At 63.9% G+C, this 23,372-nt stretch carries 28 protein-coding genes; 9 read left to right on the forward strand and 19 right to left on the reverse strand.

Features of this window, described 5'->3' with window-relative positions; translation table 11 throughout:
* Nucleotides 1–278: 278 nt before the first annotated feature.
* Complete coding sequence (locus BW940_RS12610) at nt 279–533, reverse strand: DUF3194 domain-containing protein (protein ID WP_076609577.1); 255 nt, start codon at nt 531–533, stop codon at nt 279–281.
* Nucleotides 534–935: a prefoldin subunit beta gene (locus BW940_RS12615; protein WP_076609746.1), complete on the reverse strand. Its 402-nt coding sequence runs from the start codon at nt 933–935 to the stop codon at nt 534–536.
* A 109-nt stretch (nt 936–1,044) separates the two neighbouring features.
* Between BW940_RS12615 and BW940_RS12620 the strand changes: the two genes are divergently transcribed.
* On the forward strand, nt 1,045–2,115 hold the full coding sequence (locus BW940_RS12620; RefSeq protein ID WP_076609578.1) for an iron transporter: 1,071 nt from the start codon (nt 1,045–1,047) through the stop codon (nt 2,113–2,115).
* Between the two features lie 44 nt (nt 2,116–2,159).
* Here BW940_RS12620 and BW940_RS12625 read toward each other — a convergent pair whose 3' ends face one another.
* The 5 genes from BW940_RS12625 to BW940_RS12645 all read right to left on the reverse strand — a co-directional run bounded on the left by BW940_RS12625 (nt 2,160) and on the right by BW940_RS12645 (nt 3,717).
* Nucleotides 2,160–2,633, reverse strand: a complete 474-nt coding sequence (locus tag BW940_RS12625; RefSeq protein WP_076609579.1) for a DUF2243 domain-containing protein — start codon at nt 2,631–2,633, stop codon at nt 2,160–2,162.
* Nucleotides 2,634–2,750: 117 nt separating this feature from the next.
* The gene (locus BW940_RS12630; protein WP_076609580.1) at nt 2,751–3,017 is read right to left on the reverse strand and encodes a KEOPS complex subunit Pcc1; all 267 of its coding nucleotides are present in this window, start codon (nt 3,015–3,017) and stop codon (nt 2,751–2,753) included.
* A gap of 6 nt (nt 3,018–3,023) precedes the next feature.
* Complete coding sequence (locus BW940_RS12635; protein WP_006064440.1) at nt 3,024–3,158, reverse strand: DNA-directed RNA polymerase subunit P; 135 nt, start codon at nt 3,156–3,158, stop codon at nt 3,024–3,026.
* 22 nt (nt 3,159–3,180) lie between these two features.
* Nucleotides 3,181–3,441 (reverse strand): 50S ribosomal protein L37ae, encoded by a 261-nt coding sequence (locus BW940_RS12640; RefSeq protein ID WP_076609581.1) that lies wholly within the window; start codon nt 3,439–3,441, stop codon nt 3,181–3,183.
* A 69-nt stretch (nt 3,442–3,510) separates the two neighbouring features.
* Nucleotides 3,511–3,717: a hypothetical protein gene (locus BW940_RS12645; protein ID WP_076609582.1), complete on the reverse strand. Its 207-nt coding sequence runs from the start codon at nt 3,715–3,717 to the stop codon at nt 3,511–3,513.
* Nucleotides 3,718–3,989: 272 nt separating this feature from the next.
* Between BW940_RS12645 and BW940_RS12650 the strand changes: the two genes are divergently transcribed.
* Nucleotides 3,990–7,691: a CARDB domain-containing protein gene (locus tag BW940_RS12650; RefSeq protein WP_076609583.1), complete on the forward strand. Its 3,702-nt coding sequence runs from the start codon at nt 3,990–3,992 to the stop codon at nt 7,689–7,691.
* Between the two features lie 63 nt (nt 7,692–7,754).
* On the opposite strand, the gene BW940_RS12655 is transcribed toward BW940_RS12650, so the two are convergent.
* Genes BW940_RS12655 through BW940_RS12665 form a run of 3 tightly spaced genes read right to left on the reverse strand, consistent with a single transcriptional unit; the run spans nt 7,755 to nt 9,899 of the window.
* Complete coding sequence (locus BW940_RS12655; RefSeq protein ID WP_076609584.1) at nt 7,755–8,507, reverse strand: DUF2103 domain-containing protein; 753 nt, start codon at nt 8,505–8,507, stop codon at nt 7,755–7,757.
* Nucleotides 8,508–8,567: 60 nt separating this feature from the next.
* Nucleotides 8,568–9,407: a 5'/3'-nucleotidase SurE gene (gene surE, locus BW940_RS12660; protein ID WP_076609585.1), complete on the reverse strand. Its 840-nt coding sequence runs from the start codon at nt 9,405–9,407 to the stop codon at nt 8,568–8,570.
* A 36-nt stretch (nt 9,408–9,443) separates the two neighbouring features.
* Entirely contained in the window at nt 9,444–9,899 is a 456-nt protein-coding gene (locus BW940_RS12665) for a zinc ribbon domain-containing protein (RefSeq protein ID WP_076609586.1), read from the reverse strand.
* A gap of 118 nt (nt 9,900–10,017) precedes the next feature.
* Between BW940_RS12665 and BW940_RS12670 the strand changes: the two genes are divergently transcribed.
* Nucleotides 10,018–10,539: a hypothetical protein gene (locus BW940_RS12670; RefSeq protein WP_076609587.1), complete on the forward strand. Its 522-nt coding sequence runs from the start codon at nt 10,018–10,020 to the stop codon at nt 10,537–10,539.
* A 33-nt stretch (nt 10,540–10,572) separates the two neighbouring features.
* Here the strand turns inward: BW940_RS12670 and BW940_RS12675 are convergent, their stop codons facing one another.
* The 5 genes from BW940_RS12675 to pth2 form a co-directional block, all read right to left on the reverse strand.
* The gene (locus tag BW940_RS12675) at nt 10,573–10,884 is read right to left on the reverse strand and encodes a hypothetical protein (protein WP_076609588.1); all 312 of its coding nucleotides are present in this window, start codon (nt 10,882–10,884) and stop codon (nt 10,573–10,575) included.
* A gap of 102 nt (nt 10,885–10,986) precedes the next feature.
* Nucleotides 10,987–11,778: a bacteriorhodopsin gene (locus BW940_RS12680; RefSeq protein WP_076609747.1), complete on the reverse strand. Its 792-nt coding sequence runs from the start codon at nt 11,776–11,778 to the stop codon at nt 10,987–10,989.
* 240 nt (nt 11,779–12,018) lie between these two features.
* A complete protein-coding gene (truD, locus tag BW940_RS12685; protein WP_076609589.1) occupies nt 12,019–13,368 on the reverse strand; it encodes a tRNA pseudouridine(13) synthase TruD in 1,350 nt (449 codons plus the stop codon).
* 104 nt (nt 13,369–13,472) lie between these two features.
* On the reverse strand, nt 13,473–13,730 hold the full coding sequence (locus tag BW940_RS12690; protein WP_076609590.1) for a hypothetical protein: 258 nt from the start codon (nt 13,728–13,730) through the stop codon (nt 13,473–13,475).
* 93 nt (nt 13,731–13,823) lie between these two features.
* Nucleotides 13,824–14,162: a peptidyl-tRNA hydrolase Pth2 gene (gene pth2, locus BW940_RS12695; protein WP_076609591.1), complete on the reverse strand. Its 339-nt coding sequence runs from the start codon at nt 14,160–14,162 to the stop codon at nt 13,824–13,826.
* 102 nt (nt 14,163–14,264) lie between these two features.
* Here pth2 and BW940_RS12700 point away from each other — a divergent pair, with 102 nt between their 5' ends.
* The 4 genes from BW940_RS12700 to BW940_RS12715 all read left to right on the forward strand — a co-directional run bounded on the left by BW940_RS12700 (nt 14,265) and on the right by BW940_RS12715 (nt 17,268).
* Entirely contained in the window at nt 14,265–14,864 is a 600-nt protein-coding gene (locus BW940_RS12700; RefSeq protein ID WP_076609592.1) for a DsbA family protein, read from the forward strand.
* Between the two features lie 44 nt (nt 14,865–14,908).
* Nucleotides 14,909–15,511, forward strand: coding sequence for a dCTP deaminase (gene dcd, locus BW940_RS12705; protein WP_076609593.1), 603 nt, complete (start codon nt 14,909–14,911; stop codon nt 15,509–15,511).
* A gap of 136 nt (nt 15,512–15,647) precedes the next feature.
* On the forward strand, nt 15,648–16,547 hold the full coding sequence (locus BW940_RS12710; protein WP_076609594.1) for a thiamine-phosphate synthase family protein: 900 nt from the start codon (nt 15,648–15,650) through the stop codon (nt 16,545–16,547).
* 1 nt (nt 16,548) lies between these two features.
* Nucleotides 16,549–17,268, forward strand: a complete 720-nt coding sequence (locus BW940_RS12715) for a class I SAM-dependent methyltransferase (protein WP_076609595.1) — start codon at nt 16,549–16,551, stop codon at nt 17,266–17,268.
* A gap of 15 nt (nt 17,269–17,283) precedes the next feature.
* Here the strand turns inward: BW940_RS12715 and BW940_RS12720 are convergent, their stop codons facing one another.
* The 3 genes from BW940_RS12720 to BW940_RS12730 form a co-directional block, all read right to left on the reverse strand.
* Nucleotides 17,284–17,706, reverse strand: coding sequence for an acyl-CoA thioesterase (locus BW940_RS12720; RefSeq protein WP_076609596.1), 423 nt, complete (start codon nt 17,704–17,706; stop codon nt 17,284–17,286).
* 61 nt (nt 17,707–17,767) lie between these two features.
* Nucleotides 17,768–18,535 carry a DUF7001 family protein gene (locus BW940_RS12725; RefSeq protein WP_076609597.1) on the reverse strand — a complete coding sequence of 256 codons (768 nt, stop codon included), beginning with the start codon at nt 18,533–18,535 and terminating at the stop codon, nt 17,768–17,770.
* Between the two features lie 8 nt (nt 18,536–18,543).
* Nucleotides 18,544–19,473, reverse strand: coding sequence for a sulfide-dependent adenosine diphosphate thiazole synthase (locus BW940_RS12730; protein ID WP_076609598.1), 930 nt, complete (start codon nt 19,471–19,473; stop codon nt 18,544–18,546).
* A 255-nt stretch (nt 19,474–19,728) separates the two neighbouring features.
* Here BW940_RS12730 and BW940_RS12735 point away from each other — a divergent pair, with 255 nt between their 5' ends.
* Together BW940_RS12735 and BW940_RS12740 are read left to right on the forward strand one after the other, a co-directional pair.
* Nucleotides 19,729–20,118 (forward strand): FxLYD domain-containing protein, encoded by a 390-nt coding sequence (locus tag BW940_RS12735; protein ID WP_076609599.1) that lies wholly within the window; start codon nt 19,729–19,731, stop codon nt 20,116–20,118.
* Between the two features lie 121 nt (nt 20,119–20,239).
* Nucleotides 20,240–21,814 (forward strand): flippase, encoded by a 1,575-nt coding sequence (locus BW940_RS12740; RefSeq protein ID WP_076609600.1) that lies wholly within the window; start codon nt 20,240–20,242, stop codon nt 21,812–21,814.
* Here BW940_RS12740 and BW940_RS12745 read toward each other — a convergent pair whose 3' ends face one another.
* Entirely contained in the window at nt 21,815–23,278 is a 1,464-nt protein-coding gene (locus tag BW940_RS12745) for an MATE family efflux transporter (protein ID WP_076609748.1), read from the reverse strand.
* Nucleotides 23,279–23,372: the final 94 nt, after the last annotated feature.

Raw genomic sequence — 23,372 nt, forward strand, 5'->3', positions numbered from 1 at the left:
TTTGCTGGATCTCCAGAATCGTGCTTCGACACTGCCGCACAACTCTATCTCCAGTAGGGACCGCTACCGGGTACGGATTTACTGGACGGTCTACTGAGTCAGCCTGCGGTCCGGCCACGGCTGCTGCTGGGGCTTCCGGGGACCTATCAATGAGATCTCTCTCTCGGTACAGTCGCCACTGGCACACGACAGAGAGCCCGCTCGGCTCCGCGAGCGGCGCGCTCTTGATCCAGTTGTACCACGAAAACGGCACGTTCGGCCGTCGATCGGCCGCTTTCTTATTCGCCGAACAGTTCGTCGACCGCTTCCCGCGCCGCGAGTGCAGCGTCGTCGGCGACCTGTTCGGGAGTGGGCGTCCCCTCGCTGTCGGGTCCGTTGAGGTAGACGTCGACCTCGAGGACGCCGTCTTCGAACGTCACGGTGACGTCGAGATCGCGTACGGCCGACTGTTTGTACTGCGAGAAGACGTAGCCTTCTGCAGCGTCCGACGCCGTCTGGACGACGTCGGTGTCCGTCGGCTCGTCAGTCTGCATTTATGCGCCGCCAGCGCCCGGGCCGCCTGGGCCGGCTGGGCCGCCCATGCCGCCGCCTGCGCCGCCGAGGAGCTCTTCGAGCTCGCCCTGCAGGTCCTCGAACTGGTCCTGGACGCGCTCTTCCTGTTTCTCGAGGGTCTCGAGGCGAATCTCGAGGGAGTCGACCTTGTCCTCGAGGTCGTCTTCGGCCTCGTCGTACTCCGTCTCGACGAGCAGTTCGCCGACCTTGCGGTACATTGGCGTCTCCTCGTCGATGTTCTCGAGTTCCTCGAGGGCGTTTTCGGCCTCGGTGAGGCTCGATTCGGCTTCCTGCTTCTGGACGGCGACCGTCTGGGCGGTCTCCTGAAGATCCTGCAACTGTTCGATTTTCTCCTGTGCTTCCGGCGGTAGATTACCCTGCATATCTCGACCGTCGCCCTCCGGACTGATAAAGCCAAGCTTTGTCGTCGACCAGCAGGTCCCGGCGAGCGCAGCCCGGACAGCTATCCGAAACACCGCTGTGGGTATCGTGATGCGACGACGGACGGCACTCGCGGCCGGTGGTTGCCTGCTCACCGCGTTTTCGGCCGGCTGCCTCGAAACGCTGCGTCGAGACGACGCGTGGCGCGAACTCGTCGTCGACCCGCCCGACGGCGTTTACGTCCCGCCCCACGTGGACGAAACGATGACCTATGGGACGGCGACTACGAATGGGTGGTCGATTTCGCTTGCCGCAACCCGCCCGCACTCGTTCTGGCCGGTCGCCGGTACCGAGCGAAGCCGCGCCGACGTTCGGTCGCGACACGCGTTGCACCTGATGGTGGGCGTCCACGACGCCGACTCGGGAGTGATCGTTCCCACATCGGTGACCACGACGATTCGGCGACAGAACGGGACGGACGACGGCGAACGCGTCGACGAACGATCGCTCTGGCCGATGCTCTCCCAGCGGATGGGACCACACTATGGCGACAACGTTGTCCTCGACGGCGACGGCACGTACGCGGCGACGGTCCACGTCGGTCCAGCGAATGCTGTGAGGACCGAGTCGCTTGCCGACCGGCTGGACGAGCCGACGACCATCGATCTCGAGTTCACGTATAACACGGCCGAAATCGAGGGCCTCGAGCGCCGGCTGATCGACGCGGACGAAGGTCGGGGCGAGTCCAGTGCGCTCGAGCCGATGGCGGACCACCCCGTTCATCGCTCGGCAGTCGCATCCGGTGGCGCAACTCGAGTCGGTGTCGGACAAAGCGGTGACGTCGTCGTTCCCACTGCCCACATCAAGCGCGATGCTCGTTCGGGGTTCGAGACTCCATTGCTTGCGGTGACACCACAGACGAGACACAACCGGTATCCGCTCCTGTTCATGTCACTCTCGGCTACGGTGTCTCGAGGCGGCGACCGGATCGCCACCGAAGCGCTCGCCGAGACGATCGACGCCCAGTACGGCCACTGTTACAGCACCACGCTCGAGCCGGACGTTCTCGAGCGAGGCGACGAACTCACGCTCACTGTCGAAACGCCACCACAGATGGCCCGTCACGAAGGATACGAAACCGCCTTTCTCGAGCGCGGTTCGACGACGATCGGGCTCGAGTGAGAAGAGTCCCGTCGTCCGATTTGCCGTTCTGCCTTCCACGACGGTTACGTCGCCGTGTGTCCGTCGGCGGCCCGCAAAACCGCGAGACCGAGCACGAGCAAGAGGATACTCACGGCGAGCCAGTGGGGGTTCCACGCTTCGGTGCCGTGGACGACGTTGTGGAGATCGAGTACGTAGTGGCTGACGACCCCGTCGATGACGTTGAACACGCCCATCCCGACCACGACCGCACCGACGAGATAGCGGGTCGAAAACCGTTCGTCGGCCCCGTTGACGGTTCGCCAGAGGCCACCGAGCCCGCCGATCATCACGCCGAGCATGACCAGCAAGAACAGGCCGTCGATCATGACGTTCGTTCGCAACCCGTCGAGGCTGTAGGGGTCATAGAACCCCGACAGGAGGTGGTGTGTCTGAAGCGTGACGTGGAAGATCATGGCGTCGATGACGGCACCGAAGCCAAACCCGACCGTTCCGCCCGACACCAAAAGCCGATGTCGCATACCGGCGGCTGTGGTCATACGTCCGTTTTGCTCGTTGCGGGGAAAAATCACAAACCGGCGACTGCCAACGAGTACTGCATCGAGACAGCGACTCGAGTGGCCACACGCAGCATAACTCGAGTCGAATAGACGCGCTTACGGCGACTCGAGCGTGCGCTCGCCGATGGTGGCCGTCTGTTCGGCGACGTCGACGAGTGAAAACCAGGTGTTCAGTGCCGCTCGGAGGGCGATGACATCCGCGGCCTCGATATCGATGCGGACGACCGACTGCTGGTGCTCGATGGTCGTCTGGGAGCGGGCGTCGTCGATCTCACCGATCTCGCGGCGGACGCTATCGGCGATGAGTCGTGCACGAGACGGCGTCTCGTACTCGAACTCGAGGGTCGCGTCGTGAGAAGACACGCGCGGTTACTGAACGCCGACTTCCTTGACGTCGCGGCTGCGCTCTTTCAGGAGCACGCGGTGGCCGCAATAGGGGCAGCGAACGCCACCGTACTCGTCGATCTGGACGTCGCGCTTACACCGGGAGCATTTGTAACTCATACTGAATCAGTGTCCGTGGTCGTTATTCGTCTTCGTCGAGTGCGGCGCGGATGGAGCGCTTGACAGTACGGCCGGCGGGTGTCTCCGGACGGTAAGCACCGCCGGTAAAGACTTCGCCGGTCTCTTCGTTCTTCCAGATACCGGTTCCGACGCGTTTGACGTCGTCACCGTCGACCTGGGAGTTTTGCATGTCGTCTTCGATCTCACTGACGCGACGTCGAGCAACGCGACCGTAGCGTGCGCCAAAGCGGCCTGCGCTACCGACTGTTCCTTTATCGGCCATAGTAGGACTAGCTATCCCCAGCGGATTCTTAAACCTGTTGAGTCACACCGGAGCCGCCGGCGAACGTGACTATGTGTCAGCCGCTGCCCTCGCGACTGGGCCGGCGAGTAGCTCCCGGAAGACGAACACGAGGGCAGCGAGGTAGCCGACGGGTGCAAGTGGAGCCGCAAGCAGTCCCGTTGCGACGCCCGTCATCGCGATGGCTGATCGAACGACGAGTCCACTCACCGCAAGCAGCGGAATCGCAGCCAGGACGGCATCCGGTCGTTCGGGCATGACTAATTATATCTAATTACAGCCGCCCGGATAAGGGACTGACAACCAGCAGACAGTGTCACTTCCATCGGCTACTGACAGTATTTGCGCCGTTCCACTCTACGTCGAGTTTCGATAGCGACCGGAACTCGGCCGCAGTCGTGTCGCTCCGAGACGGAGCCGGTGTTTGACGGCCCACATTCGCGTCGTTTTCGTAGCCGTCTCATCACAAAGAATAACGGTCAAAAGTTCCCTAACAATGCATTATACCGTTTGTCGTGGTGTGTGACAACATGCGGCGACGAACATATCTCACCGCCGGGAGCGGTCTGGCGGTGACACTTATGGGGAGCGTGGAAGCAGTCGAACGGGGGCTCAGAAGACGGGGTCGCGCCGTCCAGAATGACGGCGTCACCGAGGTCCGAATCCTCGAGACGAACGCACCCGTCAAGGGCGGGTCGCTGCTCGAGGTCACGGTCGAAGTCGAAAACACCGGCACCACGCCGGTGCGAGCGGCCGTCGACGCCTTTTACGAGGGTGAGCATCGGTCGACGATCGAGACGCCAGTCGATCCCGGGGCGACCCGAACGCTCGACTACGTCAGTTTCCGGACGTCTCCGGTCGAGCAGGACGACACGGTCATGGTCCGGTTCGAGGTCGATGGCGACGCAGCCGAGCAAACGGTCGATGTCCTCGCAGTTGACGAACTCGACGCGACGCAGATGTGGCCGGACCGAGAGCTCACGGTTCAGCCGGGGACCACGGTCCTCTTCGAGGTCGAATCGGATGCGTTGGGAGAGTACGGTGGTCAAACGCAGTGGTTCGTCGACGGAGCGTACGCCGGCTGGTCGATGGGGCCCTGGCACAGCGCGTACTACGGCCATCGCGGGGCCGACTACTGGCAGACGACGTTCGACGCTGCTGGCACCTATGAGGTCACCGCCGCCGTCGGCGACGACAACCCTGCTCGAGCGACGTGGACGGTCACTGTGGCGGAAACCGGCACCGCAGCGCCGACCGTCGAGAGGCAACGGCCGGCCGGCGACTCGATCGCGGTCGATCCTGACGACCCGATCGACCTCGAACTGGACGTCGCCCACCCCGACGGCGCACTCGAGCGGGTGGTCTGGTGGCTCGGTCATGCGGACGTCATTCTGGGCGAAACGGCGGTGAGCGGCAGCGAAGATACCGCAACGCTTGCCCTCGAGAGCAGCTGTCACGGCTGTCCGATCATCACCTGGGTGATCGACGAGCACGGCTCCGTCACGTCCACCAGCCCGTGGATGATCGACGACGTCGGCGACCCCGACGCGGAGTTGAACGTGACGATCACCGAGACGAACGATCCCGTTGACGCCGGTGCGGTGCTCGAGGTCACGACGACACTCGAGAACACGACCGACACCGAACTGACACAGGATGTCGAGTTGATCGTCGGCCACGACCCCGAACTCGTCGACAGCCAATCGGTGACTGTCGGCGGTGGTGAGGCCGAAACGATCGACCTCGAGTTCGAAACGGCGCTCGTCAGACGAACCCAGACGTTCCCTGTGCGGGTCGAAGCGGACGACAGCGCCGACGAGCGAACCGTCGAGGTGATCGGCACCGACGATATCGGGTTGGACGTGACGATCACCGAGACGAATTCGCCGGTCCAGACAGGCGAGTTTCTCGAGGTGACTGCCGACGTCGAGAACACTCACGGTTCGGCACTCACCCGAGAACTCCAGTTCGTCGTCGGCCACAATCCGACCGTGGTCGACACGACGACGGTGACGCTCGAGCCGGGCGACAGCGAGACGATCACGATGGGCTACGAGACCGCCGTCGTCGAGACTGCCCAGCGGTTCCCGGTTCGGATCGAAACCGAGGGCGATTTGGACGAGGTCCCGGTCTTCGTCTACATTGATGAGCCGCCGCTTGCAGTGACGAGTCTCGAGACGAACGACCCGGTGACGACCGGCGACGTCCTCGAGGTGACGGCGACGCTCGAGAACACCGCCGAGTCGGAGACGACCCAGGAGATCGAACTGATCGTCGGTCACGATCCCGAACTCGTCGACACCCAAACGGTGACGGTCGCCGGTGGCGACACTGAGACGGTCGATCTCGAGTTCGAAACGGCGCTCGTCCGGCGAACTCAGACGTTTCCCGTCCGAGTCGAAAGCGACGACGACGCGGCTGTCCGCGACGTCGAGGTGATCGGCACCGACGACGTCGACGTGAGCATAACGATCACCGGGACGAACGACCCCGTCGATGCCGGCGAGATCCTCGAGGTGACCGCCGAGATTGAAAACGCGAGCGCGGTCGCCGTGACCCAGGATCTCGAGTTCGTCGTCGGCCACGAGCCGACCGTCGTGGACAGCGCCGCGGTGCGACTCGAGCCAGGCGAGCGCGAGACGGTCACGATGGCGTTCGAAACGGCGCTCGTCGAGAACGACCAGGAGTTTCCGGTTCGCGTCGAGAGCGCCGTTGCCTCTGACGAACGCACGGTTCTCGTCTACGGCACCGATGACGAAGACGACGACGACCCCGAAATCGAGTTCGTCGACTGTACGCAGGCCACCGTCTCCGGCGCGTTCGAGGACGGCGACGATCTGACCGTCGAGACCCTCTTTGTCGACTCGGCGGGCGTCGGCAACGCTCATCATGGGCTCACGGTCGGCGAAGAAATCGACGCCCCGTTTTCCGGAACGATCCGGTTCGAGATCGGCGCGGGTGACGGCGTCGTCGACGAAACCAACGACGACGCCGTCGTCGGACTCCCGGATGACGGCTTCGGGTCGACTATCGGAACGATCATCGTCAACTGGTTCGGACCGGACGAAATCCGCGAGGGCAACCCCGACGACTGCGTCGACGAACGGCGGCCCGAGCAGCCGACGATCGCCCTCGAGGACGTCGCGCCCGAGGAAGACGACAGCCTGGCGGTGACGTTCGGCTACGAGAACCCGAACGAGCTCGACCTCTTCGGCGGCGCGTTCGTCGCCGGGATGACCCCGGACGAACCGCCCACGCTCGAGCCCGGGTCCCACACGTTCACTGCCGAGTGGACGCCTGCATCCGACGACGAGCGGCTCGTCTGGGCGGTCGACCTCTCGTCGTATCTCTACGACGAGACGCTTCGGGCCGAAACAGAGCCCGCCGGCGACTACCTCGATCTGGAGCCGGAGTTTTCAGTCTCCATCCTCGAGGCGACCGATCCTGTGGTGGCCGGTGAGACGCTCGGGGTGACGGTCAACGTCGACAACGTCGGCGGCTCGGCGGGGTCTCAGGAACTCTCACTCGAGATCGGTGGGCAAGTCGTGGACACGACACAGGTCGACCTCGAGGCTGGGGAGAGTGAAACCGTGACGCTGTCGTACCAGACCCAGCCCGAAGCCGTCGGCGAACTCGAGGTGACGGTCCGCAGCGAGGACGACGAGGCGACGACACAGGTGACCGTCGAGGAACCACTCGAGCCAGCGACGCTCGAGATCTCGAGCGTCAGCGCACCCGACTCGGTTGAAGCTGGGGACACACTCGAGGTGGCTGTCGAACTGACGAACGTCGGCGGCGAAGCTGGCGAGACGGTCGTGGAGTTGGATCTCGACCAGCAACAGGGTGTTGACAGCCAGTCGACCTCGCTCGATCCGGACGAAACAGGGTCGGTTTCGCTGACATACCAGACGACTCAGGCGGATGTCGGCGACCGAACCGCGACTCTGCGAACCGACGACGACACGGCATCGGTTCAGGTCACTGTGACCGAACCCGAGGAGGATACTGAACCGCCTGAGGACCCACCTGAGGACCCACCAGAAGAGCCAGGACCACCTGAGGACCCACCCGGGGAGCCACCGGAAGAATCAGGACCGCCTGAGGACACGCCAGGAGAGCCACCAGAAGAACCAGGACCACCCGAGGAACCACCGGCTGATCCCCCAGCAGAGCCGCCTGCCGAACCCGCGGACGAACCAGCAGACGAATCTCCCGACGACGAGTCGCCGTAATCGACGACACGCCCTCGAGCGAGTGGGCCGTCAGCGGCGACTGTTCGACGAGACGGCCGTCGACTACTGAAACTCAGCGTCGGTCAGGACCTCGTTCAGATCGTCTCGAATCATCTCGCCCATCTCCCGGTCACGAGCAGTTGTGACGACGCGGTTTTCCTGCACGCTCGAGCCATCTCGTAGGAGCATGCGAACGTTACCGCCGTTGTCGGCGCGGGTCACCTTCGCGCGGAGCCCGGACTGGGAGCCCTTCCCGCCAGCGTCGATCGGCCCCGGAATGACCTTCTTGACGTGGGGGTGGTCAGCGACGGTGTGGATCGCCCGCATCCCTGTGCGGCCGCCGATGAGGGTGGTGTGGCTGCCGCCGATCTTTTCGGCCGGCGGCGTCTCGACGACGTCGAGGGCGCGATTGCCGCGGCGCTCGAGGACCGCCTCGACAGGCTCTGCGTCGTCGACACGATAGCACGGGAAGTGAATGTCCTCACGAACGGCCCGGATCACGTCTCGCTCGCCGCCTGCGTACACTTCTTCGGGGCGCTTGCGCCGGATTTCGTCGCCAATCAGCCCTGCGAAGTTCCGCAGTTCGACGACCTCGTTCTCGCCGTCTTCGGGCATCGTCGTGATCGTCGTCTCACCAAGTATCGGATCGTCGAGCGTGGCCGTCGTCGGATCGTCGTCCTCCTCGCTCGCGAGCATCGTTAGTGTCGCCCGCTCGCGCCCCGCCTCGAGGACGATCGCCTCGGTGTTTCGCTCTCGACAGACCAGACAGTAGTCGCCGGGTTTCTCGAGCGGCGTGGCACAGTGGCGACACTCCATACCGCCAGTTCGGGCGGGACGTGTAAAGTTGACGTGTTTTCGATCGTCTCGAGACGGGCGTCAGAGCACGCGCTCGAGAATAGTCTGCACTGCATCGGTCTCGACGACGTCGTAGGGGACTCGCATCGGCGACACCGAGACTCGACCCTCGAGCAGGGCGTGGCGGTCGGTGTCCTCGGGGTCAGGGATGTCCCGGTTGGCCATCTGCTGCCAGAGGCGGTTGGTCAACTGGAAGCCGCCGTCCTCGAAGGTAGCGTCCATCTCGTAGATTTCGGTCGGACGAGTCAACGCGACGCCGTTGCCCTCCAGATCCGGCCGCGGCACGTTGACGTTCAGGTAGTCGATCCGGTCGAACAGGCCCGTCTCGTGGGTGTCTCGCGCCAGCGTTGCAGCGATCTCGCCGGCCCGTTCGAAATCCGCGGGCTCGAGGTCGCCGTCCATCCCGAGCGTGTCCATCGAGACCGCGATCGAGGGCGTGCCGAGAAACGCGGCTTCCATGGCGGCGCTGACGGTCCCCGATCGCGAAAAGACGTATGCGCCGAGGTTTGCCCCGGCGTTACAGCCCGAAACGACGAGATCGGGGGGCGACTCGAGGGCGTTGACGCCGACGATGGCACAGTCACAGGGGGTCCCGTTGACGGCGTAGCCCAGTTCGTGGTCGGTGTGGGGCACTGGCGAGGTAAAAGAACTCTCCTCGAGATCGAGCGTGAACCCGTCCGGATCGTCCGCCACGTCGCTCGTGCGACCGTACGACAGCGACCGACCAACCGCGCTCTGGTTGCGGTCCGGGGCGATGACGGTGACCGATCCGACCTCCGTGAGCGCGTCGTAGAGCGCGCGAATACCCGGCGCGTCGATCCCGTCGTCGTTCGTCAGGAGAATGTCCGGCTGCTCGTCCATACAGTCCGTATTAGGGATGGGGCTGGATACGAGTATCTATTCGTTCTCAGAACGTTCCGATGTGGATCCGTCCGAGAGTTTCACACCGCAGGCGCGGCAGTACCGTGAGCCCTCGGAGACGACTGCCTCACAGGCCGGACAGAGCACGCCACCGTCGGCTGCCGACCCGGCTCGCGGGTGGTCCTCGAGTGACGCCCCACAGTCGGGACAGTACGTGGCGTCCGCGGAGACGGCCACGCCACAGTCGGGACAGCCCGCCGTCTCCTCCCAGAGCATGCGCCGCCGGGAGTTCGAGACGTAGTTGTACACTCCCCAGATGACGTTGCCGAGCCCGGCCGTCCACCAGAACGTCAGCAGCGCCACGACGACGTGTGAGGCGAGCGAGCCAAACTCCCGGTCGACCATCACGACGCGGTCGCGGTCCTCGTCTTCGATCCGCCAGCCCTGGGCGACGAGGTCGTCGATCTCGCGCTGCAGACGTTTGCTTCGCATGGACGATACCATGTCTCGAGTGGACAAAAACCTATGAGCGAAATCGGGGCCGATCGACGCTGCACCCGACAGTGACTGACACAGCAGTTTAATTCGACTCGGTGAGCTATCAGTAACTATGATAGGACTCGTACAGTCTGCCCTGTTCACAGGACTGCTCGCCCAGGCCGATCCGGGCGTCGACATCGGCATCGGGACAGCCGACAACCTCGCCGGCGGTGCCGTCGGCGCGTTTCTGACCACGCTGATCGTCGGCGCGATCATGATCGCGATCATCCCCGAGTACACCGAGCGGATGATGGGCGACGTGCTCGAGGAACCCGTCGGCTCGTTCATGTATGGAGTTCTCGCGCTGGTCGGCATCCTCATCGTGGCGTTCGTTCTCGTCATCACCATCGTCGGGATCCTCGTGGCGATTCCGCTCGTGCTCGTCGCGTACCTGCTGTGGGCGATCGGCGCGGTGATCGCGTATCTCGCCATTGCCGACCGGCTGATCGGTCGCGGGGATGGCTGGCTGAAACCGTTGCTCGTCGCTGCCGGCCTCAACGGTGTGCTCACGCTGACGGGGATCGGCGGCCTTATCGCGTTCTGTATCGGCGCTGCCGGCTTCGGTGCCGTTCTCAAAAGTATCCTGCGCTGAGTCCGTCACCGGCTGTCGAGTCGGGCCGACGGCTCACCCTCGAGTCCACCACGGAAGCGCTCGCCAGAGTCGTGCCAGCAATGGCGGTTCTTCGACCCGAATCCGTAGCGTAGTTCCCTCCGCCTCGAACGTCACGTCGGTCGCGGGAATCCGCTCGCCGTCGGGCAACCGAACGGACTGCTCGGCAGCCGGGACCGTGCCGCCGCTGGTGGCCCCGAACAGCGTCCGCGGGCGGCCCGTCGGTTCCGAGACGGGCACGCTGTACTCGAGTTCGTACACTGTCGTCCCGTCGGTCGTCGTTTTCCGCCAGTCGACGAGGTCGCGGTCGTCGTTCGGTCCGATCATGCTCGAGAGATTGTAACAACTGAAACGATTCACACACTAATTGCACGACACCCATCCGATAGACACTGATTTTCAGTGTCGCTACCGATCCGTGTCGGTTCGTTAGTCGTCAGCGGGTGTTGCCGTTTCGGTTCGGAACGTCGTGGACGTCTCGGCGATGGTCCGTTCGTTGTTCCTGACCCAGTTCAACAACAGGAACGCAAAGATGTATTTAGCGACGATGTCGAGCCCGGAGTAGCCCCACGAGGTGGTCGCGACCTCGAGAACGGCTAGCCCCTCCGACCCGAGCGCCCAGAAGATCGGGTAGCCAAACCACATAATAACTGTCAGAATCTTCAACAGGTTGAAGATCTCCGCTGTCCCGGCGAGTTCGGCGTCTCTGGGCCACTCGACGAGCAGGACGTACAACACCACGAGAAAGAACGCACAGCTGATCAGATACCAGAACCACCGCAAGGCGTACGAAGACGTGGTCAACGCGGCGGCAAGACCCGTAATACACATCGCGATATCGGCGGTGATGATCGTAAACAGTTTCGTCAGGTTCGTGCCTGCCAGCAAGCCAAGCGCCAGCAGGATCATCGGCGTCGATAGCGTCCAGGTCAGGTATCGCCCCCACATTGTGAGGACTTCCTCGCCTGCAAGGGCGTGTCCAGACGGCATCTCGAGGAAACTGATCGTGAGACCTGACACGAGGCCCAGATAGCTCGAGATCGAGACCAGCGGCACCAGAATCGTCGCCACGTAGATGAGCTGTGCACGCGGATCCGTCACGGTCCGACCCATATACACGAATAGCAGGATGGAAACCCCTGCCAGAGCAATGTTCGCCCAGAACGACGCGTTGAGCCACGTGTCCTCCTGGACTGTCTGCATTGTCTCCGCCTGTGTCATCTCGAGTGGGGGGCCAAACTGAGCGACGGCCCACATCTCGGCCACTACTGATTCTAACATGACACGACGTATGGGTGCCTATTCAATAAAGCCACAGCCTAAACCGCCCTGTTCGGCCCTGTCTATAAGATATAGCGCGATTTATGTCATCGATGCTGTCAACATAACACGGGTGGAAAAGCCCCGTAATCGAACTGACATACATCCTGATAGATCCCCGCTGGCGGGTGCACTCGACTCTCAGCCCAGATCGATCGGATCGACCTTCAGGTACTCCCGCAGGACGACCGTCGCGTACGACCCCTTCGGCAGCGAAAACTCGAGTGTCAACGGATCGGTCTCGTACTCGAGCGGTGTCCGGACGAGGATCGCCCGACGGGTGCCACTCGAGTAGAACTCGCCGGGGAGGTCGAAATCCGCGGGCTCGAGGTCGAGATCGTCGAGAACGGCGCGTTCGATCTCACCCTGCTCGCCGTCGGCGAGGTCGGTGTCGGTGCCCACGAGCGGGGCGGTAACGAACGCGCGGCCGCGCTCGCAGTGGCGCGTCACGGATCGCACGCGGCGCTCATCGACCCGCTGGAGGCGGTCCGTGTCGGGCAACTCGAGGCCCGCTGGGGCGTCGGTGTCGGCGAAACAGGCAACGTCGCCCTCGACGGGCGTATCGAACGGCAGCCCGCGCTCGAGGCGCTCGCTGAGCATCAGATTGAACGCGTAGGACTGGGCGGCGTGGACGAACAGCCGCTGGAGGTTCGACGGGACGCGCTCGAGAGCGGCCCGGAAGTCGTCGGGGCCGGGCTCGCCGTCACACTCCGTGATCCCGTGGAGCATCGAGCGCTCGTAGCGCAAGCGGTTCGGGAAGCGCTCGAGGGCCTCCTGCCAGTCGCGCGTCTCCTGGACGAACGCGCGGGCGTCCTGTGTCCCTTCCGGCTCCGCGTCGGTCGGGTTGCCGAGATAGGCCATCACCGCGCCCTCCCAGTCGCCACGAGCGATCTCGAGGCCGACTTTGTGCGTCACCGGCCGCCGGCTGCCAAAGCGCTGCTGGCCAAAGAAGTTGGGGACGCCGACCATAGTGCTGTCGGTGTCCGCATCCTCGAGGCCGCCGAAGTCGTGCAGTTCGTCCGTAATGCCAGCTGCGTTTTCGGGCTGGTTGGGTTCGCTAACGACGAGTTCGAAGGCGTTGCCCGCCAGATCGCCGAACTCGAGCGAGCGACCGGCCCGGCCGAGGACCTCGATCTCGGCTCCGTCGATGTCCGGCAGGTCGTCGGGAGCAGCGCCGTAGACCGAAAACAGCTGCGTCGTCACCGCGTACTTGTCTTTCGTGCCAGCCCAGTTGACCCGCTCTCGAGAGATGCCGAGCGCGTCCGACAGTCGCGAGGCGAAGTCGTTGGTGTCCCACCCCGACAGCGTCGCCCGGAAGACGAGATGTGGGTAGGCGTCCAGTGGCGCACCGACTGGTTCAGTCGAAAAGCGCTCGAGTTCGCGCACGCGAAAATGCTCGTCGTCCTCGCGCAGGTGGCCACCGACGCCGTCGGTGTCGCTGACGTAGTACTCCATACCGACGGCCTGCTCTGTGGAATGTGCCGGGCGCATACTGATGAGCAGCGCTTTGGCCGCCGGGGATAAATCGGTTCGTTCTCGAGGTGGCTTTACTCGAGTCACAAAACCCAGACGAACAAGTCAGTCTGACACCACGCCTACGTCTCGCTGCTGAGGTCTGCGTCGACGCGAACCTCCGAGTCGGTGATCGTCTCGATATTCTCGGATGGGATCTCGAGGTCGTCTTCGCCGGCATCGCCACGGCCGAGACTCTGGAGCCACGCGTTCGTGAGACTCGGATCAGGATCGACGTAGGCGACCTGTTCAATGGGGTCGATTTCGGTGACGATGCCGATCTGTTCGCCGCGAACATCCATCAGGAACTTGCCTTCGTCTTCTGTCGAGAGTACCGACATTGTGGCTGTAACTTGTTGCGTTGACGAAAAGTATTTACTGGTGATAACAACGGAATGATAGTACGGTCGTCTCGACCGACGGCGCTGTCACCTCTAAAACAGCGAGAGGTCGCCGGTGACGCTGTCGACACGGCCGTCAGCTGCCGGGCCGACCGCCAGCGTGGTGACGGTTCCCGGCTCGAGTTGGGTGTGACCGGCGTCTCTGACGATCGCGTGTGGAATCCCGTTACTGTCGGCGATCGCGGCGAGTTCGTGCAGTTGGCGCTCGCTGTCGCCTTTCAGGACGACCTTCTTTTGACCGCCGCTTTTCCACTGGCTCTGGAGCTGGCTGTCTGCCTTCTCGTAGGCCGACAGCGACGCGTGGGCGACCTGTGCGGCGAGCTTTCCCTGTCCCATGCCGATGTCGGTGCGAGCGACGATGGCCTGTTTCATACGCCGACACTCGAGGGCGACCGATAAAGCGTCGGCGATCGGAGGGCCGGCTCCTGGATGGATGGCGGTACGTATTTCTACGCCGAATCGATAGCTAGTATCATGAAACTCACGCGACGGACGGTTCTCGGGACGGCCGCGGCTGTCGGCATCGGAACCGGAGTTGCGGGCTGTCTCGGTAGTGAGGATCCACCGGAGCCACCCGTGCTTGGCGATCCGGACGCCGACGTGACGGTAACCGTCTACGAGGATTTCTCCTGTCCGAGCTGTCGTCAGTTCAAACAGGAAATCTTCCCGGACATAGAGGAGGCGTACATCGAGCCGGGACGGATCAGATACGAACAGCGTAACTACCCAATCCCGGTCGACGAGACCTGGTCGTGGGCGATCCCGTGTGCAGCGCGCGAGCTCTACGAGACCGAGGGCAACGACGCGTTCTGGGACTTTGCGGCCGGGATTTACGACTACATGGGCTCGTACTCCTACGACGTAATCGAAACGACCGCTGCCGAACTCGATCTTGATGGGGCTGCGGCCCGCGAGGCAGCCGAAGAGGAGACCCACCGATCACTGGTTGAAGACGACAAATCGTACGGCAGCTCGAACGGCGTCGAGGCAACGCCAGCCGTCTTCGTCGACGGCGAGCAGATCGACCGTAGAGAGACACGGACGGCAACCGCCATCGACGCCGCACTCGAGTAACCCGGATCGAACGGTTTACACACCCACCGTTCGACTCGTCGGATATGATCCTCTCCGATGCGGACATCCTGCGACGGCTCGAGGAGGGCGACCTCGTCGTCGACCCTCTTGACGATCCCGAACTCCAGATCCAGCCGGCGAGCGTCGACCTCCGACTCGGCCGGGAGTTCCTCGAGTTCCAGCGGACGAACATCCCCTGTATCCACCCGACCTCCGAACGCGAGGTCGACGAGTACGTCACCGAGACGGTCGTCGAGGAGGGCGACGACTTCATTCTTCATCCCGGCGATTTCGTGCTGGGGACGACCCACGAACGCGTCGAGATTCCGGCGGATCTGCTGGCGCACGTCGAAGGGCGCTCGTCGCTTGGCCGGCTCGCCGTCGTCGTCCACGCCACCGCCGGGCTCTGTGATCCCGGCTACCGCGGCCAGATCACCCTCGAACTCTCGAATCTCGGCAGTGCCCCCGTCGCGCTCACGCCCGGCATGCGCATCTCCCAGCTGACATTTACGGAACTCAAGACCGAAGCTGAACGGCCCTACGGCAGCGATCGCGGTTCGAAGTATCAGGATCAAGATGGCCCGCAGGCCTCGCGCATCCAGAGCGACGACGAGTTCGGCGGCGATCAACTCGAGCGAAACGAGTAAGCGCCGACCACTGTCGGCACGAACGGATTAGTACCGCCGCTGACGTACCGTCCGGTTCAACGCTCTCGATGCGCTCCACGACGCCGATATCGAAGGCCACAGTTATCCCGAGGGCGACCATACCGACACCAAACAGATGCAATTCGTCGAAGAAATCGTCGTCGACGAGTTCCTGCCGACGGTCCGGTCGCTGCTGGCAGGAGCCCTCCGCGAGCGCGGCCTGACCCAGAGTGAGGTCGCCGGCGTCCTTGGAATTAGCCAGAGCGCCGTCTCGAAGTACGCCCACGGCGACGTCACCACGAACGACCGCATCGCCAACGACGAGCGCGTCGACGCGCATGTCACCGAACTCGCCGACGGACTCGCCGACGGCGACATCACGCCAGTGCAGGCGCTCATCGAGATCGAAGTCCTGATTCGGGACCTCGAGGCCGGCGGGGACCTGCTGGCGCAACTCCACGAAGACGCCGTGCCGGAACTCGCCGAGTACGGCTCGAGTTTCCGCGTCCACGACCCCGAAAGCGATCTGCGAACCAGCGAGCGCGTGCTCTCGTCGCTCCGTGGCGGGCTGCGCACCCTCGAGAACGCGAGCGGCTTCACGCGGCTGATTCCCGCGGTCGGCTCGAATCTGGTCGCCTGCACGCCCGACGCCGACGACGTCGATGACGTCGCCGGTGTACCGGGACGCATCTTTGACGTGAAAGGCCAGACGACTGTGCCCTCTAGTCCCGAGTTCGGGGTCTCCGAACACGTCGCGACGGTGTTACTTGCTGCTCGTCGCCACGGCGCGGCTGCGTCGGCAGCGATCAACATCACATACGATCCCGAACTGCTCGACGCGCTGGCCGAACGCGGCCACGTCACCGCCGAGTTCGACGAGGAGGGTGACGTCGCCTCGAGCGTCGGCGCGGCGATCGAAGACGAACCGGAAGCGACCGTGCTCTACCAGACCGGCGGGATGGGGATCGAGCCGCTGATCTACGTGCTCGGGCCGGATGCAGAGTCGGTCGCGGAGACGATTCGCTCGCTGATCTGAGATGGGATCGCTTCGCTCGGCGCTCGAGGCGCGCATGCAACCCGAAGACGCACAGGCGTTTTACGGCCGCTGGGCGCGTCTCTACGACGTCATCGCGCGTCGAACGCCAGGTATTCCGGCGCTGCGGCGACGAGCGGCCGCTGCCTGCCGGCTCGAGCCCGGCGACACCGTCGTCGAGATGGGGTGTGGAACGGGCGCGAACCTGCCCTATTTGCGCGAACAGGTCGGCCCCGAGGGGACCGTCATCGGGCTCGATTTTACGGGACCGGTGCTCGAGCGAGCGCGCGAGCTGACGAGCGAGTACGACAACGTCCACGTCGTCCAGGGTGACGCCACGCGACCGCCGCTGGACGGGATCGACGACGAGACGACCGTCGACGCCGTTCTCGCGACGTTCGTCGTCGGGATGCTCGCCGATCCCGCGGGGGCGGTCGACGACTGGTGTGATCTCGTCGGCCCCGGCGGACACGTCGTCCTCGCCAACGCCGCCCGGAGCGAGGAATGGTATGCGCCGCCGGTCAACGCTGTTTTTCGAGCGATCGTTGTCCTTTCGACGCCACCGACGACGAAACTGCGCTACGAAAACGACCCCCATTTGCGACTCGACGAGAAGATCGACGCTGCGCATACGCGTCTCCGCGAGCGATCCGTGGCCGTCGCCGATGAAACACACGTCTTCGGCGTCGTGCGGCTGACGGGCGGGCGACTCAAGGCGACGTAACCGACCCCCGACCGTTCAGGACTGCGTCGACGCCTGTTCCGCGATGTCCTCGTACTCGCAAACCGGCTCTCGAACGTCGGGGGGAAGCGGCGACGGCCGTTTGGTTTCGGAATCGATGTGCACCATCGTTGTCTTGGCCGTCGCAGCAACGTCGCCGTCGACGCGGATCTCGTAGGCCATCGTCCAACTCGAGTCACCGAGGCTGGACACCCAGAGCGCGACGGTGGGGTCGTCACCGGCGACGATCGGCCGTTTGTACTCGATCTCGAGATTTGCGATGACAAACGAGAGGTCGTCGTCGGCCATCCCGACCACGTCTGATAAGTAGTCGACGCGAGCGGTCTCGAGATAGCTCGCGTAGACGGCGTGGTTGACGTGATTCAGGGGATCGAGGTCGCGAAACCGGACGGGAACGTCGACGGTGAACGGTTCACTCATTGTATGTTGTTGCACTCGAGTCGGCGAAAAGAGAGCACCGGTTTCGTCTGACGGGCCGTCGTCACGAGTCGCCGTACAGACGGGCGTGAACCGCACAGAACGGCGGATCGAGTAACTGGGCCTCGATCAGATCCTCGTGGGAGTGGGCGTTGAACAGGCGACATCCTGCTCGGTCACAAAACGCCTCGCCGGTCTCGAGGTAGTGGACGGCCTGCAACGCGTAGCCCTTCAGCGCGTCCGTCGATCGAGGATCGTTCTCGACGAGAAAGTCGCCCTCGACCTGATTCTCGAGTACTTCCCGCGGCGGCGCGTCGCCCGACAGCAGGGCGTGGCGCTGCCTTTCCTTGTAGTAGGCCTCGGGCTTGGCTGGGGCTTCGTACAGCCCCGGCACCGAGACGAGCGCCGGCTGACCGAGGACGTTCACGCGCTTGTGCCAGCGGCCGTCGTGGTCGCCCCACGTGCCGATCGCTCGGTCGAGAATCGGGACATGCAGCGTCTCGAGGCCGCGCCCGTCGGTGGGGAGCGTGCTGTTCAGCGCCCGCTGGATCTGGACGCCGTCGTAGAGCACGCCACCCTTGCGCTCGGGGTGCTCGAGGGCGCGTTCCTCGTAGCGGATCGTCCCGAGCATCGTGTTGCCGGTCTCGCGGTCGTACGGCGAGGTGACCCGTGCCTCGGCGAATCGCTCGGCGAGGTCGTCGGTGTGATGGACGTCGAGGAATCGGCCCCGAACCGTGACCGCGGCGTCGATCCGGGCCTCGAGCCACGCGCCGAGCTCGTCGACGTCGACGACTGTCGTCGGGGCGCGATACAGGACGACGCTGTCGACCATTGCAATCGTCAGTCGTCAGCGGACGCTGCTCGCGAGGTCAGTTCGACCGGGTTGGCATCGACCTCGAGTTCGTCTAAGGCGACCTGTGCCGCACGCTTCCCGGAGACGAGCATGGCACCGAACGTCGGCCCCATCCGCGGCAGCCCGTAGGTCGTCGCGGTGGCCATCCCGGTCGCGATGAGACCCTCATGGACGAGGCCGGTGTGTTCGACGACGGCGTCCTCGCTTTTGCCGACCCACATGGAGTCGTGGCCGGGCGAGTCGTGGCCGGGTGCGCCGTAGCTGTCGTCGCCGGTCTGGTCCATCCCCGTCGCGTTCGCTTCGGCGTCGGCGATACCCGGTGCGTCGAGGACGCCGCGTTCGTCGAGTTTCTTGACTGCCATTGCGTCGTGACCCGTCGCGTCGATCACCAGATCCGCTTCGACGGCGATCGGATCGACACACGTGATTTCGCGTGGCAGGGCGTGGACTGGCGTCCAGTTCATGACGATGCCACCGACGCGGTGGTTCTCTCGGATGACGATGTCCGTGAACTCGGTCATGTTCTGCATCTTCGCGCCGGCGTCGCAGGCGGCCTTGATCAGCCCGGAACAGGCCTCTGGGCCGTTGGCGACGTACAGTCCCTCGCTGTCCTGGGACTGCTTGTAACTCACCTCGAGTTCGTCCAAGACCTGCTGGGCGGGGTCGCGAACGGTGACCTTGTTCATCAGGAAGCCGCCGAGCCAGAACCCGCCACCGAGGTAGTTGTTCTTCTCGACGACCATCGTCTTGACGCCGCGCTCGGAGAGTTCCTTTGCGGCTGTCAGCCCCGACGGGCCGCCGCCGACGATGATCACGTCCGAGTCCGAGAAGTCCATGAACTCCTCGGTCCACTCCTGTCCGATTGCGCGCGTGACATCCGCTTCACCGACCTGACTGAACTGTTCGAAGTCGCTCATACAACTAGGTGGTATGACTTGGTAGTGAAAAGTCTGTCGTAGCGATGGAGTCCCATGAACGCGACGTTGGTGTCAGGCTGGCACAGTTCGGGATTCTCGTCGCCAGCCGGGTGTCGCAGCTGTGCAGGTTCCGTGGCTCGGTCTCCGTGTCCCACATCGATGCATAGCGACGAGAATCCCCAAGTGAGACGGCCGTGTCCGTCCGATGTGCAACGACCCGAACGCTGAAGCCTCGCCCTCGTCTACAGTAGGCAGATGCATCGTCGTGCGTTTCTCGCGTGTGCCGTCCTCGCTCCGCTCTCGGGCTGTCTGGACTTCCTCGAGGACAACGGCGAGGAGATCACCGAACCGGGTGACGTCGAGATCGTCTGGGACGATCTCGTGCGTGAGAACCCCGGCACCGAAGACGAACGGGTGGTCGTCTGGGGTGCCGTCAGGAACGTCGGCGAGCGCACGCTGTCGTATATCGAGATCCGGGCGACGTTTTTCGACGCCGACGGCGAGGAACTCGAGACCGTCATCGAGAGCGTCACCGTCGACGACACCTCGAAGGAGGAGTGGGCGTTCGACGTCGAGTTCCCTCGCTTCGGCGAGGACGCGGCTGCCGTCGCGACCTACGAACTCGAGCCAGCAACGGGGGTTTAATGGCCACAAACAGCATCACGAACCGACGGAAACAGTCGCTCGAGCGGGCAAGCATACGTAAGCTGAGGGGCTTGTCAATGGGCAAAAGCGCATCCACGATCACACGGGAATACGAATCGCGATGAGCGATCCGGATACCGGTTCTGGATCCGCACACGGCCCGCACCCCGATGCCGGCGCTGGGCCGGAGCCGGACCGCGACGAAGGGGTGTCGACGCTCGCAAAGCAAGGCAGCATCACGTTCGCCGGGAACGTCGTCAAAGGGGTGTTGGGGTTTGCGATCGTCATGCTGATGACTCGGTTCGTCAGCCCCTCGGTGTATGGCCTGTTCGTGCTGGCGACGTCCGTCATTTTGTTCACGCAGGTGTTCGCGAATCTCGGCTTGCCACTGGCGATCGACTACTTCGTGCCGCAGTATTTAGCCAGCGGCGAGCGCGGGAAGGCAAAAGGCGTGATCGTGCAGGTGACGGCGACCGTATTAGTCACGTCGTCACTGGTTGCGTTCGCACTCGCGTTCAGCGCGGCGTCGATCGGCGACCTCTTTCAGGAACCCTCGATGCGGGTCGCGCTGTTGTTCCTCTCGGTCACGATCCCGATGCTCGCGATCTACAAGGTCCTGTTGACCTCCTACTACAGCATCAAGAAACTCCAGTACCGAGTGCTGATGCGCGACCTGGTGCGGCCGATCGTCCGGTTTGTCGTCACTGCGGGCCTCTTGCTTGCTGGCTTCGGACTGCTCGGACTGATCGGCGGCTACGTCATCGGCCTGTTCGTCGCGATCACGGTCGGCACAGCCGTCTTCACCTACAAGGCGTGGGACCTGTTGTCGGCCGAGATCGAACTCGTTGCACCGGGGCCACTGGTCACGTACTCGCTCCCGCTGGCGATGACCAGCGTCGTCTTCGTGTTGATGGGCCACGTCGACTACTTCATTCTCGGCTTCTTCCTCGAGTCGGATAACGTCGGGATCTACCGCGTCGGCTACATGCTCGGCTCGGGGCTGACGATCATCTTCAGTTCTCTCTCGCCCGTGTTCAAGCCGCTGATCGCCGAAACCCGGGATGATATCGACCTCGTCGAACAGCGGTTCCGGATCATGGCCCGCTGGATCGCCGCGATCACGCTCCCGATCGCAATCTTCCTCTCGCTGGGAGCAAGTTCCTACCTCGCCGTCCTCTACACGCCCCAGTACGCCGAAGCGAGCACCGTCGTCATCCTGCTCGCGGGAGCGTTCCTCTTCAACGTCACCTTCGGCGGCCCCGACGGCTCGCTGCTGCAGGGGCTTGGCTACTCGCGGGTCGTCTTCGTCAACACGCTCGTCCTCTTCGGCGCGAACTTCCTCGTCTCGCTCACGCTCGTCCCAATCGTCGGCATCGAAGGTGCTGCGATCGGGTCGGCGACGGCGCTCTTTCTCGTTGGCGGGCTGACCCTCGTCGAAATCTACTATCTCGACGGCATCCATCCTTTCACGCGGGATTTCGCCAAAATCGTCGGTGCCGGCGTTCCCGCGACCGTCGCCGGCGTGCCCGTCGTCTACTTCCTCGAGTCGAACACGATCACGGCCGGCGTGCTCCCGGTCGTCGTCGTCGGCACCTACCTGCTGACGCTGATCGCGACGGACGCCTTCACCGATGCCGACGCCCAGATGGCCGCGGAGTTTAGCCCGACGCTACAAAAGTGGCTCCCCAGTCGCTGATCAGTCGTCGATCGGTTCCACGTCGCCGTCGTCCGTCGTCTGCTCGCCTCGAGGGCGGGATGGTGCACTCGCCTCCGACGCAGCGTCGTCGTCGATGATGCCTTCCGTCCACGTCCCCAGCCGGAACCAGCCGACGGCGACGACGAAGGAGGCAGCCATTCCGAAGGCGTAGGCCCACCAGATTCCGTTGACTCCCCAGTCGAGAGCGGCGATCTCGAGGCCGATGAACGGAACCGTCACGCTCCAGGCGAAGGCGAGCACGAGCGCGACGGGAACCCGGAAGATCCACCGCGAGAGAAAGGAGAGGACCATCGCCTCTTTCGTGTTGCCAGCGCCGCGGAACGCCCCCTGAATGACCATCACGCCGGCAAACAGCGCCCAGAAGGGAGCCATGATTCGCAGGAAGACGACGCCTTCGGCGATCACGTCGGGATCGGCGACGAAGATTCGCATTGCCTGTACGGGAAACGCAAGCAGCACGACGACGACGGCACCGATCAGAACCATCGTCCCCGCGGTCGCCGTTCGCGTGACGGCAGCGGCACGGTCGGGTGTCTTCGCGCCGAGGTTCTGGCCGACGCCGGTCGCCGTCGCGTTTCCGACGGCACCCGAGACGGCCCACGTGACCGACATCAGCCGCACACCGATTCCATACGCCGCTGTGGGTGCTGCACCGAATCGGGCCACGAAGCCGGCCATCGCGACCGATGCGAAACTGCGCGCCCAGCCATCGATCGTCGAGGGCGTGCCGATGTCGACCAACCGCCGGAGGAGTGTCGGATCGGGCGTGAGGTCCTCGAGGCGCAGCCGAACGCCAAACCGGCCGTCGAGCAGGATGTAGACGCCGGCGACGGTGGCAACACCACGAGCAATGAACGTTGCGACGGCCGCACCGCGCGTCCCCATCTCGGGGAACGGCCCCCAGCCGAGGATAAAAAAGGGATCGAGAACGACGTTGAGGCCCGCCGAGACGACCACGAGCCACATCGCCGTCTTCGTGTCGCCAGCGCCTTGCAGCGACGAGCGAAACGCAAAGAACAGGAAGGTCAGCGGCAGCGCGAGGAAGATCACCTCAATGTAGGCGAGTGCTTCGACGAACACCTGATCGCGCGCGCCGATGAGGGTGAGCAGCGGCCGCCGAGCGGCGAGTCCAAGCGCCGCAAGGACCGTCGAGACGGCAAGCGTGAGCAGGATCGTCTGGCCGACGACTTTGTCGGCAAGCCGGTCGTCATCGGAGCCGACGTACTGGGAGACCAAGGCGATCGTCGCGGCGGTGATACCGATCGCCGTCGAGACGAACAGCCACGAGAGCGGAAACATCAGGGAGACGGCAGCGACGGCCTCGCTGCTCACGCGACCGACCCAGAACATATCGGCGAGGTTGTAGAACGTCTGGAGGAGATTGCCCAGAACCAGCGGCCAGGCCAGCGCCAGCAGTTTCGGGGGGATTGCCCCCGTCGTCATATCGACGCGCTTGCGGTCCGTCTCCGTCTCTCCCACAGTGTGTCTGCTACGAGTGAGTCCTGGTTCCGTAAAAAGCGCTTGGCTCCCCGGGCCC

The organism is Natronorubrum thiooxidans, assembly GCF_900156475.1.
In the GTDB taxonomy this organism is placed as follows: Archaea; Halobacteriota; Halobacteria; order Halobacteriales; family Natrialbaceae; genus Natronorubrum; species Natronorubrum thiooxidans.